This window comes from Kitasatospora sp. NPDC048298 (assembly GCF_043201465.1).
Lineage (GTDB): Bacteria > Actinomycetota > Actinomycetes > Streptomycetales > Streptomycetaceae > Kitasatospora.
In genome coordinates, this window is record NZ_JBICYZ010000048.1 from 17,596 (window position 1) to 34,241 (window position 16,646).

At 72.8% G+C, this 16,646-nt stretch carries 13 protein-coding genes; 1 reads left to right on the forward strand and 12 read right to left on the reverse strand.

The features are described 5' to 3' along the window. Window positions 1–100 precede the first annotated feature (100 nt). From rimM to proS, 5 genes are all read right to left on the reverse strand, one after another. Window positions 101–682 (reverse strand): ribosome maturation factor RimM, encoded by a 582-nt coding sequence (gene rimM, locus ACGF0D_RS29620; protein ID WP_392921401.1) that lies wholly within the window; start codon window positions 680–682, stop codon window positions 101–103. A 182-nt stretch (window positions 683–864) separates the two neighbouring features. Further along, the gene (locus ACGF0D_RS29625) at window positions 865–1,104 is read right to left on the reverse strand and encodes an RNA-binding protein (protein WP_030056773.1); all 240 of its coding nucleotides are present in this window, start codon (window positions 1,102–1,104) and stop codon (window positions 865–867) included. A gap of 2 nt (window positions 1,105–1,106) precedes the next feature. Next, window positions 1,107–1,535 (reverse strand): 30S ribosomal protein S16, encoded by a 429-nt coding sequence (rpsP, locus tag ACGF0D_RS29630; protein ID WP_097236094.1) that lies wholly within the window; start codon window positions 1,533–1,535, stop codon window positions 1,107–1,109. Window positions 1,536–1,907: 372 nt separating this feature from the next. Then, entirely contained in the window at window positions 1,908–2,486 is a 579-nt protein-coding gene (locus ACGF0D_RS29635; protein WP_359822362.1) for a hypothetical protein, read from the reverse strand. A gap of 556 nt (window positions 2,487–3,042) precedes the next feature. Continuing rightward, window positions 3,043–4,455, reverse strand: coding sequence for a proline--tRNA ligase (gene proS, locus ACGF0D_RS29640; protein ID WP_392883805.1), 1,413 nt, complete (start codon window positions 4,453–4,455; stop codon window positions 3,043–3,045). Between the two features lie 189 nt (window positions 4,456–4,644). Between proS and ACGF0D_RS29645 the strand changes: the two genes are divergently transcribed. After that, a complete protein-coding gene (locus tag ACGF0D_RS29645) occupies window positions 4,645–5,469 on the forward strand; it encodes a class I SAM-dependent methyltransferase (RefSeq protein ID WP_392921403.1) in 825 nt (274 codons plus the stop codon). 113 nt (window positions 5,470–5,582) lie between these two features. Here ACGF0D_RS29645 and ftsH read toward each other — a convergent pair whose 3' ends face one another. The 7 genes from ftsH to ACGF0D_RS29680 form a co-directional block, all read right to left on the reverse strand. Further along, a complete protein-coding gene (ftsH, locus tag ACGF0D_RS29650) occupies window positions 5,583–7,598 on the reverse strand; it encodes an ATP-dependent zinc metalloprotease FtsH (RefSeq protein WP_392921406.1) in 2,016 nt (671 codons plus the stop codon). 92 nt (window positions 7,599–7,690) lie between these two features. Next, a complete protein-coding gene (locus ACGF0D_RS29655) occupies window positions 7,691–8,215 on the reverse strand; it encodes a GNAT family N-acetyltransferase (protein WP_392921409.1) in 525 nt (174 codons plus the stop codon). Between the two features lie 76 nt (window positions 8,216–8,291). Next, window positions 8,292–9,857, reverse strand: coding sequence for a signal recognition particle protein (gene ffh / locus ACGF0D_RS29660; RefSeq protein WP_392883810.1), 1,566 nt, complete (start codon window positions 9,855–9,857; stop codon window positions 8,292–8,294). A gap of 178 nt (window positions 9,858–10,035) precedes the next feature. Continuing rightward, complete coding sequence (locus tag ACGF0D_RS29665) at window positions 10,036–12,498, reverse strand: [protein-PII] uridylyltransferase (RefSeq protein WP_392883812.1); 2,463 nt, start codon at window positions 12,496–12,498, stop codon at window positions 10,036–10,038. A 157-nt stretch (window positions 12,499–12,655) separates the two neighbouring features. Continuing rightward, window positions 12,656–12,994, reverse strand: a complete 339-nt coding sequence (locus ACGF0D_RS29670; protein ID WP_392883814.1) for a P-II family nitrogen regulator — start codon at window positions 12,992–12,994, stop codon at window positions 12,656–12,658. Then, window positions 12,991–14,379 (reverse strand): ammonium transporter, encoded by a 1,389-nt coding sequence (locus tag ACGF0D_RS29675; RefSeq protein ID WP_392921411.1) that lies wholly within the window; start codon window positions 14,377–14,379, stop codon window positions 12,991–12,993. Before ACGF0D_RS29675 ends, ACGF0D_RS29670 begins: the two co-directional genes overlap by 4 nt. A gap of 317 nt (window positions 14,380–14,696) precedes the next feature. Next, entirely contained in the window at window positions 14,697–16,151 is a 1,455-nt protein-coding gene (locus ACGF0D_RS29680) for a hypothetical protein (protein ID WP_392921413.1), read from the reverse strand. Window positions 16,152–16,646 lie beyond the last annotated feature (495 nt).

The window sequence follows — 16,646 nt, forward strand, 5'->3', positions numbered from 1 at the left end:
CCGGAGACGGCAGCGTCGGACACGACAGCGTCAGACACGACAGCACCGGACACGGCACTGCCGACCGCCTCGGCCCCCGACCCGGCACGCTCCTCGACGGTCACTCCGACTCCTCCGCGTCCTCGGAACCCTCGGTGCGCTCGGCCGAGGAGGCCCCCGCGACCTCGGCCTGCTCCGGGTCGATCAGCCCGGGCGGCGGGGTGATCACAGCACGCTGGTTCTCCAGGTCGACGGTCGGCACGATCTGGCTGACGAAGGGCACCAGCACCTCCGTGCCGTCGGCCTTCTTCACCGTGAGCAGGTCCTGGTAGGGCAGGTGGACGACCTCGGTCAGCTCACCGACCAGGGTGCCGTCGAGCAGCACCACGTCCAGGCCGACCAGCTGGTGGTCGTAGTACTCCTCCGGGTCCTCGGGGCTCTCCTCCGGGTCGACCTCGGAGATGAGCACGGTGCCGCGGAGGGCCTCGGCCGCGTTGCGGTCCTTGACGCCGGCGAAGCGCAGCAGCAGCCGGCCGCTGTGCACCCGGCCGGACTCGACGGTCAGCGGTCCGACCGACGCGGGGTCGGTGAGCACGACGGCACCGGGGCCGAGCCGGAGTTCCGGCTCGTCGGTGCGGACCTCGACACTGACGTCCCCCCTGATGCCGTGGGCACGGCCGATCCTGCCGACGACGAGCTGCACGGTGATCGTTCTCCTGGAGTTCCTGAGCCGAAACGAAAGCGACGGGCTGCGAAGCGGTGCCGCGAAGCAATGACGCGAAGCGGCGATGCGACGGAAAAGCGGATGGAAATGCGAAAGGCCGACCGGGACGACATGCGTCCCGGTCGGCCTCACAAGCCCTGACGGCTGAACGAGCAGCAGCGTCAGCGAATGTTGTCCACGTCGACCAGGTCGACCCGGACGTTGCGACCGCCGAGGGCGCCGACCACGGTGCGCAGCGCGCGCGCCGTACGGCCGCCCCGGCCGATCACCTTGCCGAGGTCATCGGGGTGCACCCGCACCTCGATGGTGTTACCCCGACGCAGGTTGCGCGAGCGCACCTGCACCTCGTCGGGGTGCTCGACGATGCCCTTCACCAGGTGGTCGAGGGCGTCCTCGATCACGATCAGGCCTCGGCGGCGGCGTCGGCCTCGGCCTCGGCCTTGTCCGACTTCTTGGCCTTCGGGGTGATGGCGACGCCGGTGGTGGCGTCCTCGAAGCCGGCGACGGCCTTGGCGAACAGGTGCGAGAAGTCCTCGACCTTCGGCTCGGCGACCTTCAGCGGCGCCGGAGCCGGCAGGCCCTTGAACTTCTGCCAGTCGCCGGTCAGCTTCAGGATGGCGAGCACCGGCTCGGTCGGCTGGGCGCCGACGGACAGCCAGTACTGGGCGCGGTCGCTGTCGACCTCGATCTTCGAGGGGTTGTAGGTCGGCTGGTAGATGCCGATCTCCTCGATCGCGCGGCCGTCACGCTTGGTGCGGGAGTCGGCGACGACGATGCGGTAGTGCGGGGAGCGAATCTTGCCGAGACGCTTCAGCTTGATCTTGACTGCCACGGGAGTGGATTCTCCTGGTGTTGACGTGGGTGAGCGGGCTCGCCAGCGCGTGGGGTTGCGCGGCGGACCGTTCAAGGGACACGCCAGCCGTAGGAGAGAGGGGTCCTGCTCGGCTGCCGAGTACTCAGCTGTCCATTCTGCCACATCGGCGAGAACCGCCTGTACGCGGGCCGGGCGCCCGGTCAGGGCTCGACCGGGAGCCCCCGCTCCCGGTCCGGCCCGAAGACATCACCACTGTCCTGCTGCACCGCTCACTTCCGCAGTGCTCACTTCACCGCAGTGCGGCTCGCTGCCGCAGTGCGGCTCGCTGCCGCACTCCGGCATTCCGGCCGGACCGCTGCCCGCACAGCAGCCCGCCGGGGCGTCGACCGCTCAGGCGATCTTGAACGGCTGCTGGCACGCACCGCAGACGATGGACGCCTGCGCGAGCACCGACGGAACGACCCGGACATTGCGCCCGCAGCCGCAGACCGCCTTGACCCGCACGCCGCCCCCGGAGGAGCCGTGCCGGGCCGCCGGGCCGCGGAAGGCGCGCGTCGCGCCGTCGCCGGCCACCGCCTCCTGGTGCGCCCCGAGGGCACGGTCCAGGCGCTCGATGGTGTCGGCGTACCGCTCCTGGGTCTCCTTGAGCATGGTCACCTGGGAGAAGCCGCTGCTCGCGTGCGGCTCGACCGGGTGCGCCAGGCCCAGCTCGGAAGCGAGCATCAGGAAGCGCCGGTTGTGGTAGCGGCCGGCCCGCGAGGTGTCCCGGATGTCCCGGGCCGCGGCCAGACCATGGGCAGCCTCGTGGAGGAGGCGCTCGAAACCGAGCCGCGTCCCACAGGCCGAGGAGGACTCCCCGATCAGCGCCTCGGGCGAGGCGAGGTCGGGAAGGTCCTGGTGGTAGGCCTGGATGTCGCTCCAGGCGGCGGCCAGTTCGGCCGCGAGAACGAGGGGCTGTGTCGTGCTCACGCTAGACCAACGATGGAGTGCGAGCCGATGTTCCGCATGTTCCCGTTCCCGGGGAATTCACAGGGAACTCCCAGGAATGCGAGGCCGCGCGCGAATTGCGCGTTCCGGATCTGACGCAAGACCAACCCCCTGCCGGTTTCGGCCCGTCGCAACGCCGACGGGCCTGGTGAATTCCGTCCGGGGGGCGGGCTGTCGCCACCCAGGACGTACGGCCCGTGGGCCTGCCGGATTGACAGGGCCACGGGCCGTACACCGTACCGCTATTCCGTTAATACCGGGAGTTGACCGGCCAGTAGGGATGTCCACCGCGCGGACACACCGGAACAGTTACCGGATTCTTACCCATCCGCATTCCGGGCAAATGTCGCCGCTGCCGGTCAATACCCGCGGAGGACGGACGTCCGGCGGACATCGAAGCGACATCCGCCGTCCACCGAACACCGTCCACCGAAGGCCATCCGCCGAAGGCCATCCGCCGAAGGCCACCCACCGGACATCGAACACCGTCCGCCGAACGCCGTCCGCCGTCTGCCGTCCACCGGACACCGAACGGATGTCAGTACGCCCGGGCGACGATCGCGACGTTGCCTTCCTGGTCGTCCGTCTGCGGCACCGAGCCGTCGGCGGCGACGATGCAGCGGACCGTGACGCCCTGCTCGGCCAGCTTGGCCTCGCCCTCCGCGCCGAGGTCGGCCCAGGAGATCCGGCCCCAGCCGGTCGCGGCGGCCTCGATGGCCTCGTCGATGGTCTTGACGTCGACCGTGCGGGACTCGCGGCGCTCGCGGGACTGGCGCAGCAGCAGCGCCTGGTCCTCCTCCAGCACGCCCGGGAGCAGCGTGGCCAGGGCGTCGATGGAGACCGGCTCCTTGCCGCCCGGGATGCGGCGGGCCAGCATCGCGGTGCCGTTCTCCAGGTCGCGCGGGCCGACCTCGATGCGCAGCGGGACGCCCTTGAGCTCCCAGTCGACGGCGCGGCGGCCGAACGGGGTGTCGGTGCGGTCGTCGACCACGACCCGGATGCCGGCGGCCTCCAGCTGGGCGCCGATCTCGCGGACCTTGGCGATGACCGCGTCGTCGCCCTTGATCGCGAGGACGACGGCCTGGACGGCGGCCAGGCGCGGGGGCACCCGCAGGCCGTTGTCGTCGCCGTGGGACATAATCAGGCCGCCGACCATGCGGGTCGAGACGCCCCAGGAGGTCTGCCAGACGTGCTCGCGCTCGGCGCCCTGCAGCTGGTAGGTGGTGTTGAACGCCTTGGCGAAGTTCTGGCCCAGCTCGTGGCTGGTGCCCATCTGGAGGGCCTTGCCGTCGCCCATCATGCCCTCGAGGGTGAGGGTGTTGATGGCGCCGGCGAAGCGCTCCTTGGCGGTCTTGCGGCCGAGCACGACGTCGATGCCGAGCACGTTGGTCATGAAGTCGCCGTAGACCTGGGTGTGGATCATCGACGCGTAGTCACGGGCGTCCTCGTAGGTCGCGTGGGCGGTGTGGCCCTCCTGCCAGAGGAACTCGGTGGTGCGCAGGAAGACGCGCGGACGCAGCTCCCAGCGGACCACGTTGGCCCACTGGTTGATCAGCAGCGGCAGGTCGCGGTGGCTCTGCACCCACTTCGAGAAGTACTCGTTGATGATCGTCTCGGAGGTCGGCCGGACGACGACCGGCTCCTCCAGCTGCTTGCCGCCGCCGTGGGTGACCACCGCGAGCTCGGGGGCGAAGCCCTCGACGTGCTCGGCCTCCTTGGTCAGGTAGGACTGCGGGATGAACATCGGGAAGTAGGCGTTCTGCGCGCCGGCCTTCTTGATCCGCGCGTCCATCTCCTGCTGCATCCGCTCCCACAGGCCGTAGCCGTACGGTCGGATGACCATGGTGCCGCGCACCGGACCGTTGTCGGCCAGCTCGGCCTTGTTGATGAGGTCCTGGTACCAGCGCGGGAAGTCTTCCGCCTGAGGGGTGAGAACGGGTGCCTTAGCCATGGGGCGAATGGTACGGGGCCCGGGGCCCCGGTTTCGAATCGGTATCACCGGACGGGGGCGCACCACCGTGACACGCGCGCACCACCCTGCACCCCTCTGGACGCCGGGCCCGACCCGCTGTTCGCTGGTGTGGGGCGGGACTTTGGGGGAGCCGTAGCAGCACACCGAAGGACCGGATGGGAGGCCGCCATGGCTTCAGCGCGGACGACCGGCACGACCGCACGACCGACGGGCGCACGCCCGCACCACCCGCGGACCGGGGCGGCGCGCCCCACGCGGGCGCGCGACTGGGCGGAGATCCAGGAGCGCATGCTGGTGCCGCTCTACGAGGCGGTCTACGACCGGTTGGAGGTCGGCCCGGCGAGCAGCGTGCTGGGCCTGGGCTGCCGGTCCGGACTGGCCCTTCTGCTCGCGGCCGGCCGGGGCGCCCAGGTCGCCGGTCAGGAGCCGCGGGACGAGCTGCGCGAGCTGGCCCGCGCCCGTCGGCTGCGGGTGTGCGCGGGGGCCCGGAGACCATCCGCCGTCCCCCACCCGGCCCATTCGCTGGTGACGGTTTTCGAGCAGCTGCCCGGCGCCGCCGAGCCCGGCCCGGTGGTGGCCGAGGCCGCCCGGCTCACCCTCCCGGGCGGGCACGTGGTGCTGGCCGCCTGGGGGCCGCCGGAGCGCTGCGAGAGCGCCCCGGTGCTGGACGTGGCCCGGCGGATGGCGGGTCGGACCACCGCGCGCGACCCGTTCGAGCTGAGCGCGCCCGGCGCCCTGGAGGACCTGCTCGCCCCGGCCGGGCTGCGTCCGGCCGGCAGCGGCCGGGTGAGCTGCCCGTTCGCCTACGCCGACCTCGACAGCGCGGTGCGCGGGCTGCTCTCCACCGGCCTGTTCGAGCCGGCCGAGGAGTTCTCCGGCGCCTCGCTGGTGGCCAAGGAACTGGAGGAGGTGCTCCAGCCGTACCTGCGCGCGGACGGCTCGGTGCGGATGGAGAACCTGTTCCGCTACCTGGTCGCCGAGCGGCCGCGCTAGGCAGAGCGGGGACAGGGACGGGGCAAGAGGCGGGGCAGGAGGCAGGGAAAGGGACCGGGAAACACGAAATCGGGGGCGCCCGCCACCATGGCGCACGCCCCCGATTCCCGGCTTCACGCCCGGTCGATCGACTTCCCGTCGGACCCATCGGAGCCATCGGAGCCACCGGCCCCGTCAGAGCCACCGGCCCCACCGGACCCCTCGGCCCCTCCGGAGCCCTCCGCCGACGCCCCCCGCGGCACTCCCGCCGCCCGGTACGCCTCCGCCTCGTCCAGCGTCTCCGCCTCCAGCAGCGCAGCCGCCAGCGCATCCAGCCGGTGCCGCTGCTCGGTCAGGATCCGCAGCGCGTCGTCGTAGCACTCGGAGACGATCCGCCGGGCCTCCTCGTCCACCGCGTCCAGGGTGGTCGGCGCGGCGGAGAGCCCGTACGCGCCCTGCGGGTCGGAGGGCACCGCGGTGAGCCGGCCGACCCGCTCGCTCATCCCCCAGCGCCCGGCCATCCCGCGGGCGATGTTGGTGACCTGCTCCAGGTCGCTCTCCGCGCCGGTGGTGATCACTCCGTAGACCACCTGCTCGGCCGCCATGCCGCCGAGCGCGCCGATGATCCGGCCGCGCAGGTAGGGCTCGGTGTACGAGTAGCGGTCGTCCTCCGGGGTGGAGAGGGTGACGCCGAGCGCCCGGCCGCGCGGCACGATGGTGATCTTGCGGACCGGGTCCGCGCCGGGCTGGAGCATGCCCAGCAGCGCGTGCCCGCTCTCGTGGTACGCCGTCCGCTCGCGCTCCTCCTGCGGCATCACCAGCGGCCGCACCGCACCGAGCTGGACCTTCTCCAGGGCGTCCGAGAGGTCCCGCTCGTTGACCGCGTCCTGCTTGCGCTTGACGGCCAGCAGCGCGGCCTCGTTGACCAGGTTGGCGAGCTCGGCGCCGGTCATCCCCGGCGTGACCTTGGCCAGCCGGCTGAGGTCGGTGCCGCCGGCCAGCGGGACGCTGCGGCTGTGGATGCGCAGGATCGCCGCCCGGCCCTCCCGGTCGGGCGGGCTGACGGTGATCCGCCGGTCGAAGCGGCCGGGGCGCAGCAGCGCCGGGTCGAGCACGTCCGCCCGGTTGGTCGCGGCGATCACGATGACGCCCTCGGAGCCGGTGAAGCCGTCCATCTCGGTGAGGATCTGGTTGAGCGTCTGCTCGCGCTCGTCGTGCCCGCCCATGCCGCCGCCGGCGCCGCGCTGGCGGCCGATGGTGTCGATCTCGTCGATGAAGATGATCGCCGGGGCGACCTTGCGGGCCTCGGCGAACAGCTCGCGGACCCGGCTGGCGCCGACGCCGACGATCATCTCGATGAACTCGGAGGCGGAGGCGGAGAAGAACGGCACGTTCGCCTCGCCGGCCACCGCCCGGGCCAGCAGGGTCTTGCCGGTTCCGGGCGGGCCGCTCAGCAGCACGCCGCGCGGCATCTTGGCACCGAGCCTGCGGTACCGCTCGGGGTTCTTCAAGTAGTCGACGACCTCCGTGAGTTCGGCCTCGACCTCGTCGATGCCGGCCACGTCGGCGAAGGTGGTGCGCTTGCCCTGCTCGGCGGTGACCGGCTTGGGCGGGGCCTTGCGGCCGAGCGGTCCGCCGCCGAGTCCGCCGGCCATCCGGCGGGCGAGCATCACCCAGATGAAGATCAGCAGCAGCATCGGGGCGAGCGAGAGCAGCAGGTTGGTGAGGAAGCTGCGTTGCTGGACCGGCGAGGTGGCGGTGACCTCGACGCCCTTCTGCTGCAGGGTGCTCCAGAGGTTGTCGCCCGCGAAGGAGGGCCGTTGGGTGTCGAACTCGGTGTAGTCGCCCTTGCCGCCGTCCGGCTTGGGCTGGGCGGTCTTGAGGGTGCCCTCGATCGCGTCGCCCTTGGCGTAGATCTTGGTGATGTTGCCCTTGTTCAGCTGGTTGTTGAACTCGGTGTACGAGATCGTGGTGGACCCGGCGGGGCCGAAGAAGGACAACAGCAGGTCGGAGATCAGGAACACCACGAGGGCGGTGAGGGCGAGCCCCACCCAGCCGCCGGGCATCCGGCGCTTGGGCGGCGGGGGCGGGGCGCCCTCCGAGCGCCAGGGCTGGTCGGGAGTCTGACGTGGCGGCACGGGTTCGGTCACCCATCGGACAATACGGACAGGTGCTCGGGCGAGCCAATCGCAACGCCGCGCCCGAGCCGCCGTACGGCCGCGCCGGCCGCTCCCACCAGCGGTTATGCCGTCGTGCCCGGCCACTCCTCGGCGGTCAGCGCGAACCGCTCGTGGTCGCGCCAGTCCCCCTGGAGGAACAGCATCCGCGGGGAGAAGCCCTCGTGCCGGAAGCCCAGCCGCTTGGCCATCGCGATCGATCGCTCGTTGTCCGGCTGGACGTTGATCTCCAGCCGGTGCAGGCCCAGTCCGTCGGACGACTGCGGGGCGAAGCAGCGGTCCAGGACCAGCCGCATGCCCTCGGTCATCCGCCCGGTGCCGTTGAACGGCAGGTACGAGTCGTAGCCCAGCGTGGCGTTGCAGAACCGGCTCATCACGATGTTGGCGACGTTCACCTTGCCGACCAGTCCGCCGGTCTCCCGGTCGAGGATCAGGAAGGTCCGCAGCCCGGAGCCCTGGCGCTTCAGCAGGTCGGGCAGTCCGTCCGGCTCGACCGGGTTCCACCGGCCGATGTGTTCGGCGGACCGCCGGACCGCGTCGGCGTAAACGGCCGTGTCCTCGGCCCTCGGGGCCCTGATCATCACTCGCATGACCCCATCATCGGACACGCGATCGGCCCGCCGCCCGGAAACACCGGACGACGGGCCGATCAGAGTCGATCAAGGACTACAGCATGTCCTTGAACTCCTTGGGCAGCTCGAAGTCGGCCGGGCCCTTGCCCGCGCCGAGGCCGAACGCGCCGCCGTCCGCCGGACCCTGGCCGGCGCCCGGGCCGAGCGCGCGGCGCTCGGCGGCCGCGGCCTCCTCCTGCGCGCGCTTCAGCGGGTTGCCGCTCTTGCGCTTGCCCTTGGCCTGCGGGGCCTTCTTGCCGGACTTCTTCGCGCCGCCGCCCATGCCGGGGATGCCCGGCATGCCCGGCATCCCCTTGCCGGAGGCCATCGCGGACATCATCTTGCGGGCCTCGAAGAACCGCTCGACCAGGTTCTTCACCTCGCCGACCTGGACGCCGGAGCCCTTGGCGATGCGGGCCCGGCGGGAGCCGTTGATCAGCTCCGGCTCGGCGCGCTCGGCCGGGGTCATCGACTTGATGATCGCGCCGACCCGGTTGACGTCCTTGTCGTCGATGTTGTTGATCTGGTCCCGGATCTGGCCCATGCCCGGCAGCATGCCGAGCAGCTTGGAGATCGAGCCCATCTTCTGGACCTGCTCCAGCTGGGACAGGAAGTCGTCCAGGGTGAACTGCTTCGGGCCGCCGCGCAGCTTGGCGGCGATCTTCTCCGCCTCGGCCTGCGAGAAGGTCTGCTCGGCCTTCTCGATCAGCGAGAGGACGTCACCCATGCCGAGGATGCGCGAGGCCATCCGGTCCGGGTGGAAGGCGTCGAAGTCGTCGACCTTCTCGCCGTTGGAGGCGAACATGATCTGCCGGCCGGTGACGTGCGCGACCGACAGGGCGGCACCGCCGCGGGCGTCGCCGTCGAGCTTGGAGAGCACCACGCCGGTGAAGTCGACGCCGTCGAGGAAGGCCTGCGCGGTGGTGACCGCGTCCTGGCCGATCATCGCGTCGACGACGAACAGGACCTCGTCCGGGTTCACCGCGGCGCGGATGTCGGCGGCCTGCTGCATCAGCTCGGCGTCGATGCCCAGGCGGCCGGCGGTGTCGACGATGACGACGTCGTACTGCTTCTGCTTGGCGTACTCGATCGAGTCCTTGGCCACCTGCACCGGGTCGCCGACGCCGTTGCCCGGCTGCGGGCCGTAGAAGGCCACGTCGGCGCGCTCGGCGACCACCTGGAGCTGGTTGACCGCGTTGGGGCGCTGGAGGTCGCAGGCGACCAGCAGTGGGGTGTGCTTCTGCTTCTTCAGCCAGTGGCCGAGCTTGCCCGCGAGGGTGGTCTTACCGGCACCCTGGAGACCGGCGAGCATGATCACCGTCGGGCCGCTCTTGGCGAACCGCACCCGGCGGGTCTCGCCGCCGAGGATCGCGATGAGCTCCTCGTTGACGATCTTGATGATCTGCTGCGCCGGGTTCAGCGCGCCGGAGACCTCGGCACCGAGCGCCCGCTCCTTGACCTGCTTGATGAAGGCCCGGACGACCGGCAGCGCGACGTCCGCCTCCAGCAGCGCGATGCGGATCTCGCGGGCGGTGGCGTCGATGTCCGCCTCGCTCAGGCGGCCCTTGCCCCGGAGGTTCTTGAACGTCGCTGCGAGGCGATCGGAAAGGGTGTCGAACACGTCGTCGCGGGTCCTCTACGGCATCGGTATCGGTACGGTCGTCGCCCCCCAGGGTATCCGGCCGCCCCGGGTACGGTCTCCACCCCCGGTCGGAACGCCCGCCCGCACCCCGGCCGACCTCGCCGTCCGGCCTCCCCCCGACCTTCCCCTGCGGGGCCCGCCACGCCACGCCGAGCGCTCAGCCCAGCGCGGCCCGGACCGCCGCCGCCGCCTCGCCGGCCCGCCGGGCGGTCAGCGGCCGGCCGTCCCCGTCGGTCAGGTAGAACGAGTCGACGGCCTCCGCGCCCAGCGTGGAGACGTGCGCGGTGCGCACCCGCACACCCGCCCCGTCCAGTGCCCGGCCGATCCGGTGCAGCAGCCCGGGGGCGTCGTGCGCGCGGACCTCCAGCACGGTCGCGGTCGCCGAGGCCACCGCGGGCGCCACCGCGACCAGCGGCGGTGGGGTGGGGATGCCCCGGCGGCGCGGGGCCGCGGCGTCCCGCTCGGCGAGCCGGCGGGCGACGTCCAGCGAGCCGTCCAGTGCCCGGCGCAGGTCGGCCCGCAGCCGGGCCGCCTCCGGCAGCTCGCCGTACTGGGCCGCCACCCGCCAGGACAGCAGCAGCACCGGCCCTGCGCCCACCGGGTCCAGCTCGCGCAGCCCGGCCGAGCGGACGGCCAGCCGGTGCAGCGCGAGCACCCCGGCGGCGGTGCCGAGCAGCCCGGGACGGTCCGGGACCGCCAGGTCCAGCTCGACGCCCATCGGCTCGGCGCCCGGCGCCGCCCCCTCGGACCGGGCCCGCAGCGACAGCGCGGGCTGCCCCGTCCTGGCGGCCTCCACCACGAGCCGCTCCTGCTCGGCGGTCGGCGCCGGCTCCACCGGCGGGGCGCCCGCCCCGGCCAGCCGGTCCGCCACCCGGGCCACCAGGCCGTCCACCAGCGAGGCCCGCCAGGCGCTCCACGCGACGGGGCCGGTGGCCAGCGCGTCCGCCTCGGTGAGCGCGCGCAACAGCTCCAGCTCGGCCCGGGTGGTGACCACCTTGGTGATCGCCTCGACGGTCGCCGGGTCGTCCGGGTCGCGCCGGGTCGCGGTGTCCACCAGGGTCAGGTGGTGGCGGACCAGCACCGCCAGCGTCTCGGTGTCCTCGGGGCCGAAGCCCATCCGGGGGCCGAGGTCGCGGACGATCACCTCGCCGGCCTCGCAGTGGTCCCCCGGCCAACCCTTGCCGATGTCGTGCAGCAGCGCGGCGACCAGCAGCAGGTCCGGCCGGGCCACCCGGCGGGTCATCGCGGCGGCCCGCACCGCCGTCTCCACCAGGTGCCGGTCCACCGTCCAGCGGTGCACGGCGTTGCGCTGCGGACGGCAGCGCACCCGCTCCCAGTCCGGCAGCAGCCGCCGGACCAGCCCCTCCGCCTCCAGCGCCTCCCACACCGGGACGGCCGCCTCCCCCGCGCCCAGCAGGGTGACCAGCTGCTCGCGCGCCTCGTCCGGCCAGGGCACCGGCAGCGGGCGGCACTCGGCGGCCAGCCGGCGCACCGTGGCGTACGAGACGGTCAGCCCGTTCTGCGCGGCGGCGGCCGCGGCGCGCAGCGGCAGCACCGGGTCGGCGGCCGGCCGGGCGCCCTGGGCGAGTACCGCCTCGCCGTCCTGCTCGACCACGCCCTCGGCGAGCGGACGCCGCTCGACCGCGCCCCGGGCCCGCCCTCCGGCGCCGTGGACCTGCCCTCCGGCGCCGCGGCCGGGGCCGACGAACGGGATGCCCGGACGGCGCACCCGCCGACCGCGGCCGGCGCGGGCCGCCAGCACCCGGTCCACCGCCCGCCAGGTGACGTCGCCCGCGTACGCGATGGTGCGGGCCGCCTCGTAGACCCGGCGCAGCAGGGTGTCGGCGTCCAGCACCCCGAGCCGCTCGGCGACCTGGTCCTGGTCCTGGAGGCTCAGCCGGTCGGTGGCCCGGCCGGTGGCCAGGTGCAGGGCGTCGCGCACGTCGGCCAGCCACAGTGCGGCGGCGTCCAGGCCGTCGCGGGGCGCGTCGGCGAGCCAGGTGGCGGCGATCGCGTCCAGCACCACGACGTCGCGCAGGCCGCCGCGGGCCTCCTTGAGGTCGGGTTCCAGCAGGAAGGCCAGCTCACCCTGCCGTTCGGCCCGCGCGCGGGCCAGCTCGCGCAGCTCGGGCAGGCGTGCGGGGGCGCTCGCGCGCCAGTCGGTGAGCACCGCGGAGCGCAGCGCGTCGGTGAGCGCCCGGTCCCCGGCGAGGTGGCGGGCGTCCAGCAGACCGAGCTGGGCCTTGAGGTCGGCGGCGGCGACCGAGCGGGCCTCGGCCACCGTGCGCACCGCGTGGTCGAGCCGGGCGCCCGCGTCCCAGACCGGGTACCAGATCCGCTCGGGCAGCTCCCGGGCGATCGGGCCGGAGTGCAGCAGCAGGACGTCCAGGTCGCTGCGCGGGGAGAGCTCGCCGCGCCCGTACCCGCCGACCGCGACCAGCGCGACGCCGGGCGGGGCGCCGGCGGCGGCGAGCAGCCCGGCCAGCCAGTCGTCGGTGAGCCGGGCGAGCGCCCGCCGGCGGGGGCGGCCGACCGGACCGGGGCCGGCGAGCAGCGCGGCCCGGGCGGCGGCGTGCCCCGCCGGGTCACAGGGGTCGGAGGGGCTGGTCTCGGTGGTCATGCGCGGAGTCCCGTCCGTCGTGCTGGTGGACCGTCGCACCGGTGAGCCCCGTACCGCCGCTCCGACCCGAGGACGAGCCGTTCGACCGGCCGGGGGACGCCGGTGCGCCGTCGGGCGGACCCTCCCCTGGCGAAGGGCCCGCCGGTGCGCGGTCGGGCTACAGGGCGTCCGGCCCGCGCTCGCCGGTGCGGACCCGTACGGCGGTGTCGACCGGGACGCTCCACACCTTGCCGTCGCCGATCTTCCCGGTCCTGGCGGCGTTCACCAGGACCTCGATCAGGTCCTCGGCGTCCTCGTCCTCGGTCAGGACCTCGATCCTGACCTTCGGTACCAGGTCCACGGTGTACTCGGCCCCCCGGTACACCTCGGTGTGGCCGCGCTGGCGGCCGTAGCCGCTGGCCTCGGTGACGGTCAGGCCGTGCACCCCGAAAGCCTGCAGGGCGGCCTTCACCTCGTCCAGTCGGTACGGCTTGATCACGGCGGTGATGAGCTTCATCGGGCGTCGACCTCGGTCTTCTTCTCGGCGGGCTTCGCCGCGGGCTCCGGGTCGGGCTCCGCGGCGGCGGACCGTTCGGCGACGGGCTTCGCGGCAGCGACGGCCAGGCCCGGCAGGGCCCGGGCCAGGCCCGCCCCCACGGCGCTGAAATCGTAGGCGGACTCGGCGTGTTCGGCCCGGTCGATGCCGGCCACCTCGACGTCCGCGGCGACCCGGAAGCCGATCAGCCGGTCCACCGCCTTGGCCAGCAGCCAGGACAGCACGAAGGAGTACGCCGCGACCACCGCCACGCCCATCGCCTGCTTGCCGAGCTGCCCGATCCCGCCCCCGTAGAACAGGCCCTTGACGCCCTGGCCGACCCCGCCGGTGGCGAACAGGCCGACCAGCAGCGAACCGACCGCGCCGCCGACCGCGTGCACGCCCACCACGTCGAGCGAGTCGTCGAAGCCCCAGCGGTACTTCAGCGAGACGGCGGCGCAGCAGACCGCGCCCGCGACCAGCCCGATCGCCACCGCCCCGAGCGGGCTGACCGAGCCGCAGGCCGGGGTGATCGCGACCAGCCCGGCCACCGCTCCGGAGGCGGCACCCAACGTGGTGAACGCGCCGTGCCTGAACCTCTCGTAGACCAGCCAGCCGACCAGCGCCGCGCCGGTGGCGACCTGGGTGTTGACCATCGCCATCGCGGCGACGCCGTTGGCGGCCAGCGCCGAGCCCGCGTTGAAGCCGAACCAGCCGAACCAGAGCAGTCCGGAGCCGAGCATCACCAGCGGCAGGCTGTGCGGGCGCATCGGGTCCTTCCGGAAGCCGATCCGCTTGCCCAGCACCAGGCAGAGGGCGAGCCCGGCGACGCCCGCGTTGATGTGCACGGCGGTCCCGCCGGCGAAGTCGATCACGCCGTTGCGGTCTCCCAGCCAGCCGCCGTGGCCGCCGTCGAAGAAGAACACCCAGTGCGCGACCGGGAAGTAGACGACGGTCACCCAGAGCGCGATGAACAGCCCCCAGGCGGCGAATCTCGCCCGGTCCGCCACGGCGCCACTGATCAGCGCCGGGGTGATGACCGCGAACATCAGCTGGAAGAGCGCGAAGGCGGTGACCGGGATGGAGCCGGCCAGCTGGTCGAGGCCGAGGCCGCGCATCCCGAGGTGGTCCAGGTTTCCGATCAGACCGGCGAAGGAGTCGGATCCGAAGCTGAGCGAGTAGCCGTAGAGGACCCACAGCACGCTGACGATGCCGAGCGAGAGGAAGCTCATCGCCAGCATGTTCAGCGTGCTCTTGGCCCTGACCATCCCCCCGTAGAAGAAGGCCAGCCCCGGGGTCATCAGCATGACCAGGGCGGCACTGATGAGTACGAAGGCGGTGTCGCCCGCACTGAAGCCGTCCGGCATCGGCGTCTCCTCTGCGTTCAGGCCGATCCGCACCCGGGGATCCGTCCCGTGGTGCCACCCGGGGCGTCGGCGTCGGGACGAGCGTGTCGAAGGCGGGTTTCGGCCGGTGTGGCCGGTTGTTTCACCGCCGTGACACGTGCGACGCGCGGGTTACGGCTGCGTGAACCGCGGCCCCGCCCGGCCTGAACCACCGCCCGCCCGGCCCGAACCGCCACGCGGACGGCCGCACCGTCGGACTCCGGACATGCCACCGACCGTGGCGGCGGCGGCCGCCACGGTCGGTGGAGCTTCCCTCGGAAGGCCCTCGGCGGGACCGGTCAGACCACCGAGACGAACTCCGGGATGTCCTGGACCACCCGCTCCTTGAGCCGGCTCACCGCGTCCACGCCCTTGAACCGGGCCGCCGCGGCCTCCGTGGTCTTGCGCACCCGGGAGTTCAGCCGCTCCGAGCGCACCTTGGTGGCGATGTCCACCGCCTGCTCGGCCATCACCGCCGCCTGCTCGGCCTCCTTCTGCAGCAGGTGGACGCTGGCCATGCCGATCAGGTTGAAGGCGTACGAGCGCACGTGGTCGGCGTCCCGACGGAACAGGTCGACCGCGGTCTCCATCACCGGCGCGGACATCGAGGCGTAGAGCTCGGCGTTGTCCGAGTGGTACGCGAGGTCGCGGAAGGAGTGCGCGTTCTCGGCGTTCAGCTCGGCCGGCGAGAAGAACTTCAGCCAGTCCGGGTCCTGGTCCCCCTCGCGGATGTCGGTGAAGGTGTCCTCGGCCAGCCGGACCGCCCGGGCGCAGCGGTTGACCTCGCCGATGGTGGCGTAGGCGCGCGCCTCCATCGCGTACAGCAGGGACTGCTGGCGCGCGGTGGCGGTGTCGCGGCTGCCGTACTGGGCCAGGTGGATGAGCTCCAGGGCGTCCTCGCCCCGGTTGAGGTGGATCATCTGGCGGCTCATGTCGGTGAGGATCAACGCCCCGAACGGGCGGTCGCCCGCCTCCTTGGCCGCGTGCAGGGCGAGCACGTAGTACTTCTGCGCGCTCGGGTGCATCCCGACGTCGTACGACATCCACCCGGCCAGGTGGGCGAGTTCGGCAGTGAGCCGGAACAGCCGCTTGGTGGTGTCCTCGCTGTACGTCTCCTGGAGCAGGTCGGTGACCTCGTGCAGCTGGCCGACGACGGCCTTGCGGCGCAGCCCGCCGCCGTTCTGCGCGTCCCACTGCCGGAACATGACCGTGGTCTGCTCCAGCAGTTCGAGCTCGGGTTCGGAGAGCCGGCCCGTGAACGCCTCGCCGCCGTTGGCCGCGGTGAGGATCGGGGTGGGGACGCCGGTCGGGCCGGGGGTGAGCCAGCGCTGCATCGGCTCGATCAGCGCGGCGCCCGCGGTCAGCGCCAGCGAGGTGCCGAGGAAGCCCCGGCGGTTGAGCATGAGGTCGCTGCGGGAGTAGTCGCTGATCAGCTGGACGGTCTGCGGACCGCTCCACGGCAGGTCGACGCCGCCGCCCACGGTCGAGACCGGGATCGCCGCGCGCAGGCCGAGGTCCTCGATCGAGACCACCGAGCCGAACCGCTCGGAGAAGAGTTCCGACATGATCTTGGGGATCGGCTCGCGGGGCTGCTCTCCGTCGAGCCAGCGGCGCACCCGCGAGGTGTCGGTGGACACGTGATGGGCGCCGATCTGCCGGGCCCGGCGGTTGACCTGGCGGGCCAACTCGCCCTTGGACCAGCCACTGCGGGCGAACCACGTGGTCAGCTTCTCATTCGGTTGCTTCTCTGCCATGGGTAACGTCCCCATCCCGCCCGGCCCCTAGCGGGGCCCCCGATCGTGACCGCCCGACGGTTGCGGGCTCTTGCCAGACGTGCCGTGCCTGAGGCGCTGCCGTGCCGCGGCACCGCCGTACCGCGAAGCCCTCGCACTGGTGTGCCATCGTCGCGGACGATCCGTCAGGTCCCCGACTCCCGCGCCTCGGCGGCCCGGAACAGACTCCTCGACGACATCCGCACGCTGAACGTAATGCCCCACGACGAGTCCGCGGGAGCGGCCCTGGCGAAACGCCACCTTTCGCCACCCCCAGGAGTGAACCGAAGCCCAGGGGCACACGCTTCACTTAGGGAGTCCCAACGGCCCGGCATATGCGGGCCGCCAAGTCCGCCGAAGCACCCCGGAGGACCCGGCGGACACCGCAATCCACCGCAGCCACAGGTGAGTTCACCGTTCACTCGGGACGGCGACAGCCCCACGCACACGACGATCCGGCATCGGCGCCGCCCCCAC